Annotated in this window: 15 protein-coding genes; 1 reads left to right on the forward strand and 14 read right to left on the reverse strand. The window is 67.2% G+C overall.

The features are described from left to right. The first annotated feature begins 131 nt into the window (after positions 1-131). The gene (locus tag HKW67_RS10235; protein ID WP_171225291.1) at positions 132-719 is read left to right on the forward strand and encodes a YceI family protein; all 588 of its coding nucleotides are present in this window, start codon (positions 132-134) and stop codon (positions 717-719) included. A gap of 34 nt (positions 720-753) precedes the next feature. Here HKW67_RS10235 and HKW67_RS10240 read toward each other — a convergent pair whose 3' ends face one another. The 14 genes from HKW67_RS10240 to HKW67_RS10305 all read right to left on the reverse strand — a co-directional run bounded on the left by HKW67_RS10240 (position 754) and on the right by HKW67_RS10305 (position 16,490). After that, complete coding sequence (locus tag HKW67_RS10240) at positions 754-1,920, reverse strand: aminotransferase class I/II-fold pyridoxal phosphate-dependent enzyme (RefSeq protein ID WP_171225292.1); 1,167 nt, start codon at positions 1,918-1,920, stop codon at positions 754-756. Between the two features lie 29 nt (positions 1,921-1,949). Then, on the reverse strand, positions 1,950-4,199 hold the full coding sequence (gene priA / locus HKW67_RS10245) for a replication restart helicase PriA (protein ID WP_171225293.1): 2,250 nt from the start codon (positions 4,197-4,199) through the stop codon (positions 1,950-1,952). A 32-nt stretch (positions 4,200-4,231) separates the two neighbouring features. After that, complete coding sequence (locus HKW67_RS10250) at positions 4,232-5,254, reverse strand: dipeptide epimerase (protein WP_171225294.1); 1,023 nt, start codon at positions 5,252-5,254, stop codon at positions 4,232-4,234. Positions 5,255-5,280: 26 nt separating this feature from the next. Continuing rightward, positions 5,281-6,201 carry a serine/threonine-protein kinase gene (locus tag HKW67_RS10255; RefSeq protein WP_171225295.1) on the reverse strand — a complete coding sequence of 307 codons (921 nt, stop codon included), beginning with the start codon at positions 6,199-6,201 and terminating at the stop codon, positions 5,281-5,283. Positions 6,202-6,327: 126 nt separating this feature from the next. Continuing rightward, positions 6,328-7,353, reverse strand: a complete 1,026-nt coding sequence (gene corA, locus HKW67_RS10260; RefSeq protein WP_171225296.1) for a magnesium/cobalt transporter CorA — start codon at positions 7,351-7,353, stop codon at positions 6,328-6,330. A 30-nt stretch (positions 7,354-7,383) separates the two neighbouring features. After that, a complete protein-coding gene (locus HKW67_RS10265) occupies positions 7,384-8,316 on the reverse strand; it encodes a histone deacetylase family protein (protein WP_171225297.1) in 933 nt (310 codons plus the stop codon). Between the two features lie 25 nt (positions 8,317-8,341). Further along, the gene (locus HKW67_RS10270) at positions 8,342-9,751 is read right to left on the reverse strand and encodes a hypothetical protein (RefSeq protein WP_171225298.1); all 1,410 of its coding nucleotides are present in this window, start codon (positions 9,749-9,751) and stop codon (positions 8,342-8,344) included. Beyond that, positions 9,748-10,407, reverse strand: coding sequence for a DUF4159 domain-containing protein (locus HKW67_RS10275; RefSeq protein WP_230981163.1), 660 nt, complete (start codon positions 10,405-10,407; stop codon positions 9,748-9,750). The genes HKW67_RS10270 and HKW67_RS10275 overlap by 4 nt, the downstream gene beginning before the upstream one ends. After that, positions 10,404-12,575, reverse strand: coding sequence for a hypothetical protein (locus HKW67_RS10280; RefSeq protein ID WP_171225299.1), 2,172 nt, complete (start codon positions 12,573-12,575; stop codon positions 10,404-10,406). Before HKW67_RS10280 ends, HKW67_RS10275 begins: the two co-directional genes overlap by 4 nt. Before the next feature lie 10 nt (positions 12,576-12,585). Beyond that, positions 12,586-13,920: a BatA domain-containing protein gene (locus HKW67_RS10285; RefSeq protein WP_171225300.1), complete on the reverse strand. Its 1,335-nt coding sequence runs from the start codon at positions 13,918-13,920 to the stop codon at positions 12,586-12,588. Continuing rightward, positions 13,917-14,780: a DUF58 domain-containing protein gene (locus tag HKW67_RS10290; protein WP_171225301.1), complete on the reverse strand. Its 864-nt coding sequence runs from the start codon at positions 14,778-14,780 to the stop codon at positions 13,917-13,919. Before HKW67_RS10290 ends, HKW67_RS10285 begins: the two co-directional genes overlap by 4 nt. 38 nt (positions 14,781-14,818) lie before the next feature. Then, positions 14,819-15,817 carry an AAA family ATPase gene (locus HKW67_RS10295; RefSeq protein WP_171225302.1) on the reverse strand — a complete coding sequence of 333 codons (999 nt, stop codon included), beginning with the start codon at positions 15,815-15,817 and terminating at the stop codon, positions 14,819-14,821. Continuing rightward, entirely contained in the window at positions 15,814-16,152 is a 339-nt protein-coding gene (locus HKW67_RS10300; protein ID WP_171225303.1) for a hypothetical protein, read from the reverse strand. The genes HKW67_RS10295 and HKW67_RS10300 overlap by 4 nt, the downstream gene beginning before the upstream one ends. Continuing rightward, on the reverse strand, positions 16,149-16,490 hold the full coding sequence (locus HKW67_RS10305) for a hypothetical protein (RefSeq protein ID WP_171225304.1): 342 nt from the start codon (positions 16,488-16,490) through the stop codon (positions 16,149-16,151). The genes HKW67_RS10300 and HKW67_RS10305 overlap by 4 nt, the downstream gene beginning before the upstream one ends. Between the last annotated feature and the right edge of the window lie 12 nt (positions 16,491-16,502).

A 16,502-nucleotide genomic window follows, 5' to 3' on the forward strand; every position in this document is an offset into this window, starting at 1 on the left:
AACAAGCGGAAATCCCGATTCGCCCCTTGCCTTCTCCCGATGGGTAGTTACCTTATTACTATACTATTGCCTAAGCAAACACAGTACACACAAAGACACGCATCACTTTCATCTTTTCCAAGATACAACATATGACCAAGTCCTCACGTTTCCTCGCCGGCGCGATGCTCGTGCCTGTCCTGATGGCCGCCCGTCCGTTCGTCGATGTGAAGCCGCACGTCATCGACAAGAACCACAGCCAGATCAACTTCATCGCCGATTCTCGCCTCCTCAGCGCGCACGGATTCTTCGGCAAGTGGGACGCCGACGTGAAGCTCGACGCGACGAACTGGGCGGCGTCTACGGTTTCCATTTCCATCGACGCGACCAGCCTCAACACCCGCGTCGACATGCGCGACAATCACCTCCGCAGCCCGGACTTCTTCGACGTCGCCAAGTTCCCGACGATCACGTTCAAGTCGGTCAGCGTCACGAAGGTCGCCGAAGGCAAGCTCGACATCGCCGGCGATCTCACGATCCGTGGTGTAACAAAGCGCATCGTCGTGCCGGCCACAGCGGTGTTTTACGAGAAGGGCGCCGGCCGCTTCCGCGGTCAGTTCGCCATCAACCGCAAGGACTACGGCGTCGCGTACGACTCATCGGTGAATCCGATCGAGAACGAAGTGCAGGTGCAGTGGGACATGGCTATCAGCGAGCCCAAGCCCGCCGCGGCCAAGTAACGCCGGAACACACGCCGCGATCCTGAGGTGTCACTCAGGACGACGGTGCGGCCGCTGCGATCGACGTGATCGCAGCGGCCGCTTTCGTGAGCACGTCGGCCGGCTGTACCAGTGAGACGCGGAAGCGTCCTCGTCCCGCTTCGCCGAAGGCGATGCCCGGCGTCACGACCACACCCGGGCCCTCCATCAGTGCGTCCACCCAGCCCCAGTCGTCGTAGCCCCCCGGCACCGGCAGCCACAGATACATCGTGGCCTTGGGCGCCTGCACATCCCAGCCCCCGGCCTGCATCGCCGCGACTAGCGCATCGCGACGTGCGCGGTACTCCGCCACGATCGGCGGCACGATCGCTTCATGATGCGTGAACGCTGCCGTGCCGGCCATCTGCGCCATCGTGCTCACGCCGTAGCCGATGTTGGAGCGGTACGCATCAAGCTGCGCGATCGCTTCTCGCTTGCCGGCCACGAAGGCGATGCGCACACCAGCCATGTTGAAGCTCTTGCTGCACGTATGCATCTCGACCGCCACGCGCGACGCGCCCGGCACTTGCAGCACGCTCGGCACGACGTAACCGTCGTACGACAGCTCACTATACGCCAAGTCACTGATCAGCAGGATGTCATGACGCGCGGCGAAGTCCACGAGGTGCGCGTAGTCGTCGAGCGTGATCGTCGCGGTGGTGGGATTGCCCGGATAGTTCACGATCATCACCCGGGCCCGCGCGAGGTCGCCCGGCGCCACGGCCTCGAGATCCAAACGCCCGTCGGGGAGGAACGGCACGAACACCGGCTGCGCTGCGGCCAAACTCGTCGCGCGAGCATAGACCGGGTAATACACCTCGGGAATCAGCACGACGTCGCCCGGATTCGTATGCGAGAGAATCAGCTCGGCGATGCCCTCTTTGGACCCGGCCAGCGCCAGCAGCTCGCTCCCCGCGTCGACGCTTACGCCGAAGCGGTTGTGCAGATATCCCGCCACCGCCTGACGAAAGAGCGGATGCGCCCGGAACTCCGGATAGCCACTCAACCCGCGATCGGCCGCCGTCCGCTGCATCGCCTCGATCACGACGTCGGGGATCGGACCATCGGGGCTGCCGATGCCGACATCGATCAATGACTTGCCGGCGGCGCGCTGCCGATTGCGACGCGCATCGAGTTCGTAGAACACGTACGGCGGAATCTCCGCGAGGCTGTTGAGCGACATACCGGAAAGTAAACGATGGGCGGACCAGCCTACAGCAGCGACACCGGATCGCGGTCGACCGTGAGCCGCAGCTCGTGCATCTTCGGCACCGGGCAGCGTTCGGCGATATACCGCGCCACGCGCGTCATCAGCTTGGGCTGTGACGACTTAAGGAGAAAATGCCAGCGCCAGCGATCCTTGATGCGGTCGATGGGGCACGGGGCGGGACCGACGAACACGAGGTCGCGGAGCCCCTGACGTTCGACCAGTCGCTGCACCCAACTGGCCGCAGCCACCGCCGTTGCTGCCGTCGCCGCCTGGTCAAGACCGCTGACCAGCACGTTCGCGATGCTCACGAATGGCGGATACGCCGGCATCCGTCGCGCCCCCAACTCTTCCCGAACGAAGCCGGTGACGTCGTGCGTGATGGCGTGACGGATCGCATGACTGTTCGGCATGCGTGTCTGAATGATCACGTCGCCGCCCTTGGGTCCACGGCCCGCACGTCCCGCGACCTGACTGACCAGCTGGAACGTGCGCTCGGCCGCGCGGAAGTCGGGAAGATTCAGCCCCGTATCGGCATCGACGACGCCGACCAGTGTGACGTTCGGAAAGTCGAGCCCCTTCGCGATCATCTGCGTGCCCAGCAGGATGTCCACCTCGCCACGGCCCACGCGATCGAGAATCTGCGTGTGCGCCCACTTGCCGCTGGTGGTATCGACATCCATCCGCGCAATACGCGCCTCGGGAAAGCGCTCGGAGAGCACACGCTCAACCTGCTGCGTACCCAGTCCGCGCCGGCGCATCGTGTCAGCCGAACACTGCGCACACACCGCCGGCACCGGCTGCTGATGCTGACAGTAGTGACAGACGAGCATCTCAGGCACGCGATGATACGTGAGTGAGATGCTGCAATGCGGACACACCGGCACATCACCACAGGCGTTGCACTGCATGAAGCTCGAATAGCCGCGTCGGTTCAGCAGTAGCAGGCTCTGCTCACCGCGTACGAGCCGCTGCTCAAGTGCCACCAGCAACGACTTGCTGAACACACCCAGCGTCTCGTCAAATGGCGCATTGGGATTGCGTTCCTTCACCGCCTGTTTGAGCTCTACGCGCATATCCACCACGGTCACCGGCGGCAGCTGCGCCCCGGCAGCGCGGTCGGGCAGCGTGAGCCGGATAGCCTGACCGCGATCGGCGCGTTCCCACGTTTCCAGGCTCGGCGTGGCGCTGCCCAGCACCACCACCGCGCCTTCCGCCCGCGCGCGCACGATCGCCGCTTCGCGCGCATGGTAGCGCGGCGTCTCCGATTGCTTGTAGCTGCTCTCGTGTTCCTCGTCGACGATCACGACACCAACGCGCTCGAGTGGCGCAAACAGCGCCGAGCGAGCACCCACGGCAATACGCCGTTCCCCCCGACGCAGCGATTGCCACGCATCAAGCCGTTCCCCATCACTCAAGCCCGAATGCAACACCGCCACATCGTCGCCGAAGGCGCCGCGGAATCGGTCGACCGTTTGCGAGGTGAGGGCGATCTCGGGCACAAGCACGATCGCCGTCTTGTCACGCTGCTGCAGCACGGCGCGCAGCACTTCGATGTACACCAACGTCTTGCCGCTGCCGGTGACCCCATGTAGCAGAAACACCTGCCCTGGATCACCGGCGAGGATCGCGCGCACCGCCTCCCGCTGCGCCTCGCTCGGATTGGGCGGCGGCAGCGTACCGGCACGATCGGCGAACGGATCGCGCTGCTGCACCTCGTCACGGATGTCCACGAGACCGCGCTTCGCCATCGCCGTGAACACGCCGGCGCTGCAGTTGGCCTGGATGCGCAATGACTCCAGTGGCGCCGCGCCGCCCTGTGCTTCCAGCAGGTCGTATACGACGCGCTGCTGCTTGGCGCGGGCGAAGGTCTGCTCGCGCTGCAACAGCGACGGCAGATCCATCACGATGCGCACCATCCGCTGCGTGCGCGATGCCGGCGCCGGCGCCTTGGCCGACGTGAGCGCCGTGGGCAGCATGGAGCGCAGGGTGAGGCCGAGTGGCGCGGCGTACCAATCGGCAATCCACTTGCCGGTATGCAGCAGCGATGCCGGCAGCGACGGCACATCGTCCACGACGGCCTGAATCGGCTTGAGCGTGATCCCGTCGGGCGGCACAGTGGCCCCCAGACAGATCCCGATCTCGGGGCGATTACGAAAAGAGACCAACACACGCGTGCCGGGCGCGATCGGCACCGCGATGCCATCGGGCACGCGATAGGTGAACGTGCGGAACAGTGGCGCAGCCAGCGCCACCTCGATGCAGCGAAACGCGCCCTCGGCGTCGGTCAGCGGCGCTGCACGCCGAGCCCCGGCGCGTCGCTGAGGGTGACCTGTCCGTTCGGAATCGACGGGCCGGTGAATGGATCGTCGGAAAGCAACGCCGCACCGTCCAGATCGGCGTCGTCGAGCAGCGGCGAGAAGTGCGCGGCCGCCGCGATGCCGAGCGTCGTTTCGATCATGCAGCCACACATCACGCGCATGCCGTGCGCCCGTGCCACGGCGATCATGCGCATCGCCTCGCGCAAGGAGCCGCACTTGGCGAGCTTGATGTTGATCCCGTCGACCGCGCCCACGAGCTTCGGAATGTCGGTCGCCACGACGCACGACTCGTCGGCCACGACCGGAATCGGCGAACGCTCACGCACGAAGCGAAGTCCTTCGATATCGTGTGGTGCGAGCGGCTGCTCCAGCATGTCTACACCGACGTCGGACAGCGGCTGCAGCATGGCGAGGGCCTGCTTGGGCGTCCACGCCGCGTTGGCATCCACGCGCAGCGTCGCGTGCGGGGCTTCCTCGCGGACGATGCGCAGCACCTCGCGGTCCCAGGTCGAGCCCAGCTTGATCTTGAGAATCGGATAGGCGGCGGCGTCGCGCACGCGCGCGCGCAACGTCTCGGCATCAGGCGCAATTCCGATCGTGAACGTCGAACGGGGTGCCGCTTTGGGGTCGAGTCCCCACAGTTTCCAGAGCGGCACACCGAGTCGCTTCGCCGCTAGATCATGCAGCGCCGAACTGATCGCGCAACGCGCCGCGGCATTCCAGCGCAGTGTCTTCTCGAGCTCGCGCTCGATGGCGTCGATCGACCAGCTGTTCGCGCGTTGGAGTACCGGTGCGAACTGCGCCATCGCCGCCATCACGCTATCCGCGGTCTCTCCGTAGAAGCGACTCGGTGCCGCTTCGCCCCATCCTTCCGCGCCATCGGCATCACGCAGTCGCACCCAGACTACGCGATACTCGCTGAAACCGCCGCGCGCGATGATGAACGGGTGCGTCGTGTGGACCGTGAGCATTTCCGCGTGCAATTGCATGGAACGGGCAGTCGTGGTGGATGAGATCAGAACGGCGTGAGTCCCGACGGACGCGACGACCGGGCCGCGCGCAGTTCAGCTCCCGGTACCTGCCCCAGAAACGCGACGAGCGCATCGGCCAGCTCGAAGCCGCGATCGTACCGATCGACCGCTTGCTTCGAGAGGCACTTCATCGTGATCGCGCTCAGTCCGGCCGGGATGCGCGTGTCCACCTGATCGGGCGCGACCGGCGCCTCGTGCACATGCTTGTATCCCACGGCATACGAGTCTTCGCCATCGAACGGCGGATGTCCCAGGAGCATCTCGTACAGCAGCAGACCGACAGCGTACAAGTCGCTTCGGCCGTCGACCAGTTTGCCCATCGCCTGTTCGGGCGACATGTAATGCGGCGTACCCATGGCACGTCCGCTGGCGGTGAGTCGGCCGTGGAACCGTGCCGTCGCGATCCCGAAGTCGGTGAGGGCGACGTTGCCGTCTTCGTCGAACAGAATGTTGTCGGGCTTGATGTCGCGATGCACCACGCCGTGCCGGTGGGCGTAGTCGAGCGCACACGCGACCTGCACCGCGATCGACGCCGCCGCGTTGGCCGAGACGGTCTTGCGACGGGACAGCATGTCGGCGAGCGAACCGCCCGCGTAGTACGGCATCGCGAGATACTCGATGTCACCCGCCGTGCCCATGTCGGCAATCGCACAGATGAACGGATGAATCAGGCGCGCCGCCGCTTCGGCTTCCCGTCGAAAGCGCTCGCGCATCTCCGGCTCCTGCGCCAGCGTACGGTGCAGCACCTTGATGACCAGCGGCCGCGCCAGCACCGCATGTTTCGCCAGGTACACATGCGCCATGCCGCCGCTCCCCAACCGCTTCATCACCGTATAGCGATTGCCCGTGGCCACGCGCAGCTCGCGCAGCTCTTCGTCAGGAATGTCGATCGGCGGGGCCGACACGTCCGGGAGCGGGACGCCACAGCGCGTACAGCGCGCGGCCGCTGCCCGGTTCCAGGTCCCGCATTCAGGGCAGAACATCTGGCGAGGAAAGAGAGAGAGGGGAGAACCGGCGGACGAACGGGTGCGTCAGAGCAGCCGACGCCGCCGCAGATACAAAAGTAGCAGGCAGCCCAACCCGAGCTGTGCGACCAGTAGCACCCAGAAGCCGTGTGGCCAGCCCGACAGCGGAATCGTCGAGAAATTCATGCCCCACATGCCGCTCACGACGACGAACGGCAGTGACATCGTGGCTACGACTGACAACGCCTTGGTCGTCGCTCCCAGACGATTCGACACCTGCGTGAGATACGCATCCATGGTGCTGCTGAGCAGATCCCGGTACGTATCGAGCGCATCGTTGATGCGGAGCACGTGATCGTAAATGTCCCGGAAATAGATCTGCACATCCGGCGTCAACAACGTGCTCGGGCGATTCGTGAGCACGTTCATGACTTCGCGCGAGGGTTGCAGATAGCGTCGCAGCGACAGCACTAGCCGCTTCACATGGAACAGGTCACGCAGCGCCGTTTCGTCGAACTCCACGAAGACGCGCTCCTCGAGCCCGTCGATGAACTCGTCGATCTGCTGCATGATGGGGAAGAAACTGTCGATGGTGTCATCGAGAATCGCGTGCAGCGCCCGCTCGACGCCGCGCGAGAGCAGCTCCGGCGACCGGCGCAGCTGTTCCGATACGCGGTCGATCGACGCCATTGGACCGGCGTGCACCGTCACGAGGTAGTGTGGCCCGAGGAAGCAGTACAGCTCCTTCGTTTCGAGGTCGTACGGATCGTCGGTGTCAGCCGCGAGCGCCACGCCGCGGATGATGACGAACAGGAACCCCTCGTACTCTTCGAGCTTGACGCGGGAATTCGGATTGAGGGTGTCCTCGATCGCGAGCGGATGAAAGTGAAAAATTTTCTCCAGCATCGCATGCTGCGAGCGCACCGACGAGTCGATGTCGACCCACATCGGTCCACCATTCGCCATCAGCTGCGCGATATCGCGCGGATGACAATCGATGACCTCCTCACCCGACAGCGACCGGTAGATGGTGCGCGGCGGCGGATCGTGCGGCTGGTCGACCGAGAGGAGGGCGGCGGGTATGGTAGTCATCACCATCGAATCATGGTGGCAGGCGGGCCGTCAGGCCAGCGCCGCCAGGTGTACCAGCACGGCTTGCGCGACAGGATCGGGGGCATATCCCCCTTCCATGGCGCTCACCAGCCGACCGCCGCACCAGCGGTCGGCGCGTTCCACGAGCGCCCGGGTAAGCGTGCCGATATCGTCGAGCGTCAGCGTGAAGGCGCCGAGGGGGTCGCCCTCGAGGCAGTCGAAGCCGGCGCTCAGCAGGATCAGATCGGGCGTGAAGCCCTCAGCCGCGGCATCGACGGCGCGCAGCAGCGCCTCCATGTATTGCGACGACGGCAGCGACGGGGCCATCGGCACGTTCCACACCGTACCGTGCGGACCACGGTCTTCGGCCGCCCCGGTGCCGGGGTACCACGGCCACTGATGCATCGACACGAAGTGAATGCGCGGCTCACGCTCCACCAACGCCTGCGTGCCGTTGCCGTGATGCACGTCCCAATCCACGATCAACACGCGCTCGCACGCCTTGGTGGCCAGCGCGTAGTGGGCGGCAATGGCCACGTTGCCGAACAGACAGAACCCCATCGCGCGGTCGCGGAGGGCATGATGCCCCGGGGGACGCACAGCCGAAAAACTGCGGGGCGCACGACCATCGAATGCCATGTCGACCCCGTCCAGCACACACCCGGTGCCCGCGGTCGCGGCGTCCCACGATCCTTCGCTCACGACCGTGTCGGGATCGAGGCGGCCACCGCCCGACTGCGCCATGTCGCGCACTTTGGCGATGTACGCACGATCGTGCACCAGAGCGATCTCGTCTTCCGTGGCGTGTCGGCCCTCGTGATGCTGCAGCGCCTCGAACAACGCCTGATCGTATCGCAAGGCGCGCGGGATGGCGCGCAGTCGTCCGACGTGCTCGGGGTGCTCCCACCCCGTGTCGTGCCGACCGCAATCGGAGTGCGAGAGGAACGCGACCTGCTGCTTCATGCCATGCATCCGGACGTGAGAGGTCTCATCGATTGCCGCGCAAGCGCCGCGAGGCCCATTCGCCCAGCAGCGTCAACGCGATCACCATGAACAGTAGGCCGGGCGCGGCGCGCAGGCGATCCATCAGGGCGTCGAACGCCGATCGGGCGGACGTCCGGTTCGGCGCAACGGCACTGTCGGCCCCCACCGGCCCGCCAATCCGCGCCACAAGGTCGGCGAAGGGTGCCGCGTCACCAGGATAGGCGTCAGCCAGCGTATCGACCGCCACGGTCGGCACACCGGCCGCCAGCCCCAACACAGCACCCCACCACGCGCGATGCTCGGCGGCGCCGTCATCGGTGCCCTCCATCCGCCAGCGCCAGCTGTTGCGATAGGCGCTGGCGACCACGCGACCGGCGCCGACACGTTGCGCGACCAGCACGGGCTCGGCGTGCCCGTGCTCCGAGGGGTCCGACCGCACCACCGCGGCACCGCGATTCGCCACCAACTCCCACGCTTCGAGACCGCGCTGCGGGACGTTGGTCAGCAGGGCGCCGGCCGCGCCACCGCGCGTCGACGTCGCGCGCGCGGGGCTGATCGGCGACAACGCCGAAATGCGCAGCGCATCACCACCGAGCACGAGCCCTCCGCCTTGCTGCACGAAGCGTGTGACGCCGGCCGCATCGACCGACATGCTGTCGAGCAACACCACCACAGCGTAACGCGACGTATCGAGGCGCGCTGGTGCACCAACCGTGATCGCGGTGCGCGGAGACACGCGATAGCTGCCGTCTACCTGCCACCCCGCTTCCTCCAGCGCGGCCGCAACGAACTTCGACTCCCATCCCGGCTCGGCCATCAACATCACCCGTCGCGTCGGTGCGGCCTCTCGCGCGAACACGCGGGCTTCCGACGCGCCGATCAACACCCGCAGCGGCGGCGACATGCTGGCCAGTCGCCAGCCGGCGCGCCGCGTGGCCGGAATGGAATCGAGCATGCCGCCGAGGTCTCGGAGCACCAACGGCAACGACGCAGCCGTCGAACCGGCCACGCGTACGTCGATCGCCTGCGAATGACCGGCCACGGTCGTCGCGGAGAGCGCGATCCCCGACGCCTGGGTGCGATCGATCCAGCGCAGCGCGATGTCAGCGCCATCGACGGCGCCGAACAGCGCGCGGGCGCGCGGGCTGGGCAACGCCGACAAGTCGACCGTCACGCGTCGCGGCTGCGTGTCGCCTGCCGCCGCGATCAGCTCACCCACGACGGCCGTGGTGAGCGCGGTCGCGGTGCTGTCCGTGACGTCGGCGACTGACCACTGCCGTAAAGCGTCCCGACCACCCGGCGGGCTCGCTGGGCGGTTCGCCAGGTACAGCGCGACCGCCAAGGTCAGCAACGCCACGGTACGCAGCACCCGCTCGAGAAGAGCACGTGCCGGATTCGGTGCGTTCGGCGTCATCGGGTCAGCGCGTAAACCACGAGATTCACCGCGAACTTCGTGTTGTCGACCGAGAGAAACCGCTTGTTGTCGGGATGGAAGCTCCACTCCGAGCTGTAGTCCTTGCTGCTGTACAACACCGAGATGCGGCCGTTGCGCAGCACGGCATCGAGCTGCTCGTGCACGAGATTGTCGCCCCACCCGTTCATCTCATGCGACGTGGTGGGCGGTCCGTTCTCGAACACGAAGAAGCTGCGATACAGCTCGTGCGTGTTCGGCAACGGCGCCAGCGGCCCCGCTACGCGACGGATCTCTTCGCGTACAGTCTTGTGAAAGGCACCGTCCACATCGTGGTTGTGATCGTCCACGAACAGCAAGCCGCCGCGTACCAGATACTTACGCAGCACATCCGCCTCGCGCGTGGTGAAGCGCACCGGCAGGTGTCCGGTGAGAAAGAGGAGTGGATACGCGAACACGGCCTCTGACGACAACGGCACCGTGACTCCCTGCGGCCGAACCGGGAGCGACGTGTAGCGCGCGATCGAATCGATCACGTTGGCCGGCAGCATCGGCGCCGAGTCCCAGTCGCCCGATTCGTACTGCGCCGTCGCGAACACGAATGGCTCGATGGCACGCATATCGCTCGCGGCAATCTCGCTCGCGGGCAGGTCGCTCATTGCGGCACGCCGCGTGACCAGGCACCGGCCTCCGTGCGCACGACGCCGCCCAGCACGCGACGCGCGCGGATGAACGCGTCGGTGACATCGCCCTCGCGGCCGAGTACATCGAGCACCGCGCCGACGGCCGCGGCGAACGCCGGCGAATCGCCAAGCGCTTCTGCGCGCAGGACCGCGAGCGAATCACGTGCGGCCGACGCATCGCTCGGCACGAGCTGCGCGGCCGCGACCAGTCGTACCGCACGGCGCGCCTCGCGCGGCGGCAGCGCCTCGCGCGATCGACGGAGATTGGTGACGCCCGTATCCTTTCCAGCGAGTCGCACTTTCGCGATGTCGATGATCACCGTGGGTGGCTTACCGCGCAGATACAGCCGCTCGGCGGAACGCGCCCGTTCGATGGCGGCCAACGCGAGTCGCATATGCGGAATCGCCGCCTTGGGGTCCCCCTGCTCGAGCTCCCGCCCGGCGTCCCACATCGCGTTGTACGCTTCCAACAGTGGTTGGTTGATCGCAATGACCGGCGAGTCGTCGCCCTCCTCGAGCACGCCGCCGGTATTGCCACCCGACAGCGCGAGTTTGCCCTGCTGCTGCTCGACGCCATGATCATGCCCGTCGCCGGCCGAGTGCGTGTGCTCGCCACTCACGTCGCCGCTGAGGCGTTGAAACACCACGTCACCGACGGCCTGTCGCAACCTCGCCTGATCGCGCCCGATCTTGGTCGACTCACTCAGGAGCGTTTTGCGCTCCAGCGTGGGCCGTTGCTTCTCGAGCTTCTCCGTGAGCATCAACAGCATGCGCTGACTGAGCAGCGACTTGTCGACTTCCGGCGGCGGCGCGGGTTCGACGGCCACCGAGTCGTATTCGGCCACGCGCGCGATGCGGAACGAGCGCGTCTCGCTGCTGCCGAACTCGCGGTTCGACGCGGGATGCGCATCGCGCGCGATCGCCCGCAGGTGCACGATGTCGCCCGCGACCAGCTTGAGGGCGGCGATGTCCATCGTCGCGCGGATCGTGCCGGCCCGGTCGCCGGCATATGCGCGCGCGCCCATCTGCACGGTGCGCGCCGTGAAGCGTTCACCGTCGCCCGAACTCACGATGAGCTCGAAGTGGGCGTTCGCGAGCCCGATGTCGTCACGCACCGAGGCGACGAGCGCCAGCGACCCCACGGTCGTGCGGAACACACTGTCGCGCGCCGGCTGCACGAGTGACACGATCGGGATCGAATCGGCACGACCTTCCACCACGAGCAACCGCGAACGACCGCCGCGTTCTAGCTGCAGCGTGACTGGCCCATCGGTCGCTACCGTGCGCACCTCCCAGCCGTCACCCGTCGTGGCAGGCACCAATCGCCGCTCGCGACGCGCGGCCGCCAGCGAATCGGCGGCCTCACCCACGAGTCGCTCGATCACCGTCTCCGGCACGGGGCCGGTGCCGCGCAGCCGCACCGTGCTTCCACGCACTGCCGCCACGTTCTGAATGTCGCCGAACTGCTGCGGAGCGCGCCGGGTGTACGCGGGGGCATCGACCCGCACGTTCCACGCACCCATCGCAGGAATAGGCGTCGCCATCGCCGTGTCGCCGGTCACAGCGCGCAACAGCGCGCCGGCCGTGCCGCTCTCCATGGAGCGGACCAATGCACCGAGCATCAGCACCGTGAGCGCCCCTCCCGCGAACAGCGCGGGGCCAAGTAACTGATTTCTCGCCGAACGTCGCAAGGCTCGCGGCACATCCGTTCGTGCGAGCACCGCGCGTGCTGACGCCTGCAGCAGCGGATTCTCCGAGACGGCCCGCGCCGCTGCGTCGGCGACCGACGAGTGCCGCGCGACCAGTGCCTCGACCAATGTCACCAGCGCAAAACTCGCGGTCCCCACACCGGTGCCGCGCTCTTCAAGCCACAAGGCCGCCCGCACGTCGGTAATGCCTTGCGTGCGACGTGCCGCCAGTGCCCAACTGACCGCGAGCGCCACCCCGAACGCGACGACGAACGCGATCGCCGCGCTACGACCCATGCCGATCGGCGCAGCGCCTCGCGCCAGGCCCACGCCGTCGGCCACCAACCACACCGACAGGGCCACACCGAGTGCGAGCAACGTGGCCCGCGCGTACACCAACCGCGTCAACGCACGGCGCACACGGTGCACCCCCGACAGCAGCATCGTCTCGCTCACGAGATCTCGCTCACGACGCCGCCGTTCCTGCCGACTCACGCCGGACCACGTGTTCGGCCAACAGCGCGAGGAACGCCACCGAGAGCAGTGCCGTGGCCAACCACGCCGGTTTCGTAGTACCCGTGGTCCCATCGAGCGCTCGGAACCGACTCGCCGATAGCTGCCACGTCAGCGCGTTCACGCCCGACCCGGTAGCTGGCTCATTCGGTGCCGGCACGCCGATCCCTCCACACGGCGCGCGAAGCGCCCGCAGCACACCATCGGCCGCCGGTGAGAGCAGGAGATCACTGCCCGGCGCCACCGCAATCGCCACCTCACGCAGGCACGACGTCCCGCGCCTCCGCTCCACGGCAGCCGCCACTCCGTCACTCCACCACGCGATCGCCCGTACGCTGTCCGATAGGGTCGGGGGCAATGCGTTACGCACCCACGGCGCCACCAGCGCGCCACCGGCAGCGACAACCGCACCCACGGAGTCGGCGGGCGGCGCCGCGCGCCACCCCGCCGGCACTCCACTCACCGGCCAGCGCACGAGCACCTGAGCATTCGTTGCGTCCTCGATCGTGTCACGGCGCACCACTACCTCGTCGACGTCCGACCCGCCCGCCGACCCGCCCGCGCGCACCGCGCTTGCACCACGCGACGCGAACGCCGCCGCAACGACATCCGTACCCGGTGTCGTCGCCGCACTGACCACCCGCACGCGTCCGACGGCCGACAGCGCGGCGGCGCTGGTATCACTCTCGCCCGAGAGACCAGGGCGCACCACGCGAATACGCGCCGGCCACTGCTCGCGCCAGGCATCCCACCCACGCCGCGAACGCACGATCTCCGGCATTACCACCGTGAGGGACACCGTCGCCAACGACGGATTGGCTTGTGCCTGACGCGCCGATGCACGGATCGCGGCCGCTATCGCGACACCGGGATCGTCCGACACGCCGTTCACCCAGAGCACGACCGGCGGTTCTCCATCAGCCGCGCTATCCGCAGCGCTGTCGGCGGACGCTGCGCGCACCGCGCGCGCCAGCAGCGCCGCCGAATCGGCGCGTGATGCGGCGTCGATCACGATCAGCGACGACATCCGAGCGCTCCGCTCACTGCACCGTGCGCCTGCCAGCGCAGAACCCGCCGCCAGCAGCGCGATCACGCGCAACAGCAACAGCGGCAAGTCACTCGGCTTAGCCTGACGCGCCACCGCGCGCGCGTCGCGTTCCGGCACGAAGCGCGCCGTCGGCAGCAAGAGTACACGCGGCTGTCGCACCGAAAGAAAGTGCAGCGCCGTGATCGTCAGCGCGGCCGCCAGTGCAAGGCCGAAAATCCATGGAGCGGCGAAGCCGATCACAGGGCCAGCCCCGCGACGACCGCACGGACCGCACGCGCCGGCGTCACGTTTGTCGGCACTTCGGTGTAGCCGGCGCCGAGCGCGCGCCACTGATCACGCACCTGCGCGCGGAATGCATCGAAGCGCGACGCGTAGCCGCGCTGCACATCAGGGCTCGTCACGCGCCAGATGGCGGCATCCTCCGGATCCTGCGCACGGAAGATCCCGGCAGGGAGCGTCAGCTCCTCGCGGGCCACGATATGCACGCACTCCAGCATCGCACCGCCCGCTGCCAGCACCGACGCGTTCTTGATCGTGGCCTCATGATCACCGAGGCAGTCGGTCACGAGGACGCAGCGCGCGGACACGGGGATCAGCATGAGTGTGGCCGCCAGCGTACTGGTGCCGCCGGCCTGCACAGCATCCAGCGACCTGGCGATCTCGCGCACGGTGCCTCGGCGAGTGCGCGGCGGCATGCGCAACACGCCGTCCGCATGCATGGCGAGCACGCCCACTGGATCACCCGATGCGTGCGCCACGGCCGCGAGTCCCACGGCAACGGCACACGCCATCCGCCACTTGCTCATCCCCACTCCGTCTGGGAAGTCCATGCTCGCACTCCCGTCGAGCACGATCCAGGTGGGTAGCAGCGCGCGATCATCGCTCAACCGCACGAAGGCACGATCGCTCCGCGCCAGCAGCTTCCAGTCGAGCGCGCGCGGGTCATCGCCCTGTCGATACAGGCGATACTCGGTGAACTCGCCCGCCGTTCCGCGCTGCCGCGAGCGGTGCGCGCCCGATGGTGCCGCGGCCACGGCCCGGCGTGCTGGCCAACGCACGCCGCGCAGGGCATCGAGCAGCGGCCCGTAATCCGCGCTCATCGGCGCGTAGGCGTACGCCGCGCGTTCATACCGCGCGATCAGGCCGGCAGCGCGCTGCCTGGCGCTGCCACGTGCGACAACAGCGCCTCGATGATCGGTTCCGCCGAGACGCCGTCCGCCTCCGCCGCGAAATTCGGCAGAATGCGATGACGTAACACCGGCATCGCGACGCGTCGAATGTCTGCCGGCGAGACGGCAGCCCGACCAGCGAGCAGCGCGCACGCCTTCGCCCCGAGAATCAGCGCCTGCCCCGCGCGCGGTCCGGCACCCCATCGGACGTACTGTCGTACGATGCCCGGTGCCGACGCCTCCTGCGGACGCGTCGCCCGTACGAGCTTGGCCGCATACGTGAGCACCAGCTCACTGCAGGGCAACTCGCGCACCAGGCGTTGCAAGGCCAACGCGTCGTCCGCCGAGAACACCGCCTCGATCGGCGCGCCACGCTTGCCCGTGGTCGTGCGGAGAATGGAGATCTCGTCGGCTTCGGTGGGATAGCCCACACGGATGTCGAACAGGAAGCGATCCAGCTGCGCTTCGGGCAGCGGATACGTGCCTTCCTGTTCGATCGGATTCTGCGTCGCCAACACGAAGAACGGCTCCGGCAGCTTCATCGTCTTGCCGGCCGCGGTCACGCTGTGTTCCTGCATTGCCTCCAGCAGTGCCGCCTGCGTGCGTGGCGGCGCGCGATTGATCTCGTCAGCCAGCACGATGTTCGCGAACACCGGTCCGTGCACGAAGCGGAACGCGCGTGCACCGCCGCCGCTCTCCTCGAGAATCTCGGTGCCCGTGATGTCGCTCGGCACGAGGTCCGGCGTGAACTGGATGCGACGAAACTCGAGCTGCATCGCGTCCGACAACGACTTGATCATCAGCGTCTTGGCGAGTCCGGGGACGCCCACGAGCAAGGCGTGTCCACCGGCCACCAGCGCCATCAGAATCTCATCGACCACCGCATCCTGACCCACGATGCGCTTCGCAATCTCTCCGCGCAGCCGTTGGACGGCCGCGATCAGCGACTCAGGCGACCGTTCGCTCACCGAACCGGCCGACGACGACGTCCCGTCACGAACAGCGTCGACGCATCGCGCGCCCCCGCCGACTGGAGCGACTGCGACTCGTTCGTCACCTCGGCACCGTGCAACTTGACCATGAAGCTGTCGATCTGGTCGACATCGGGGAGCAACAGCGCCATCGCGGCCTGCTTCACGTCGCGCACGCGCGTTTCCGGCGTCGTTTCGACCCGTACCGCATCCCACACCTCGGCCGCCTGCACGCGCACCGTCCACACGACGGGGGCCTGCTCACTGGCGATGCGTACGATCTCCGGACGCACACGCAGCGAATTCACGAAATGCGTGGTGCTGACCGTCATGACACACCGTGCGGCAGGGCAGCGACAGCAGCCGCGTCCGGCGTCGCCACGGATACTGCCGGCGCCGTCGGCAACGAGTCGAGAAAGCGGGCCAGCTGCTGATCGAACATATACGTCGAACCAGATACCGACGTGCCGGCATCGGTCACGCGCGCCGCGATCACCAGCTCTTCGCCACCCTGCCCTCGCAGGACGAGGTGCGAGGGGCCCTGCTTCTCGATGAACGTCGCGTAGACCCCGCTACGGCGCGTGAAGAAACGCGCGGCCCTCGCGAGGACGTCCGCGATCGACAGTGAGGTGAGACGTTCCTGCAATTGGCGATTCGACTGCTGGTGCATACGGGCGATCCG

It is taken from the genome of Gemmatimonas groenlandica (genome assembly GCF_013004105.1).
In the GTDB taxonomy this organism is placed as follows: domain Bacteria; phylum Gemmatimonadota; class Gemmatimonadetes; order Gemmatimonadales; family Gemmatimonadaceae; genus Gemmatimonas; species Gemmatimonas groenlandica.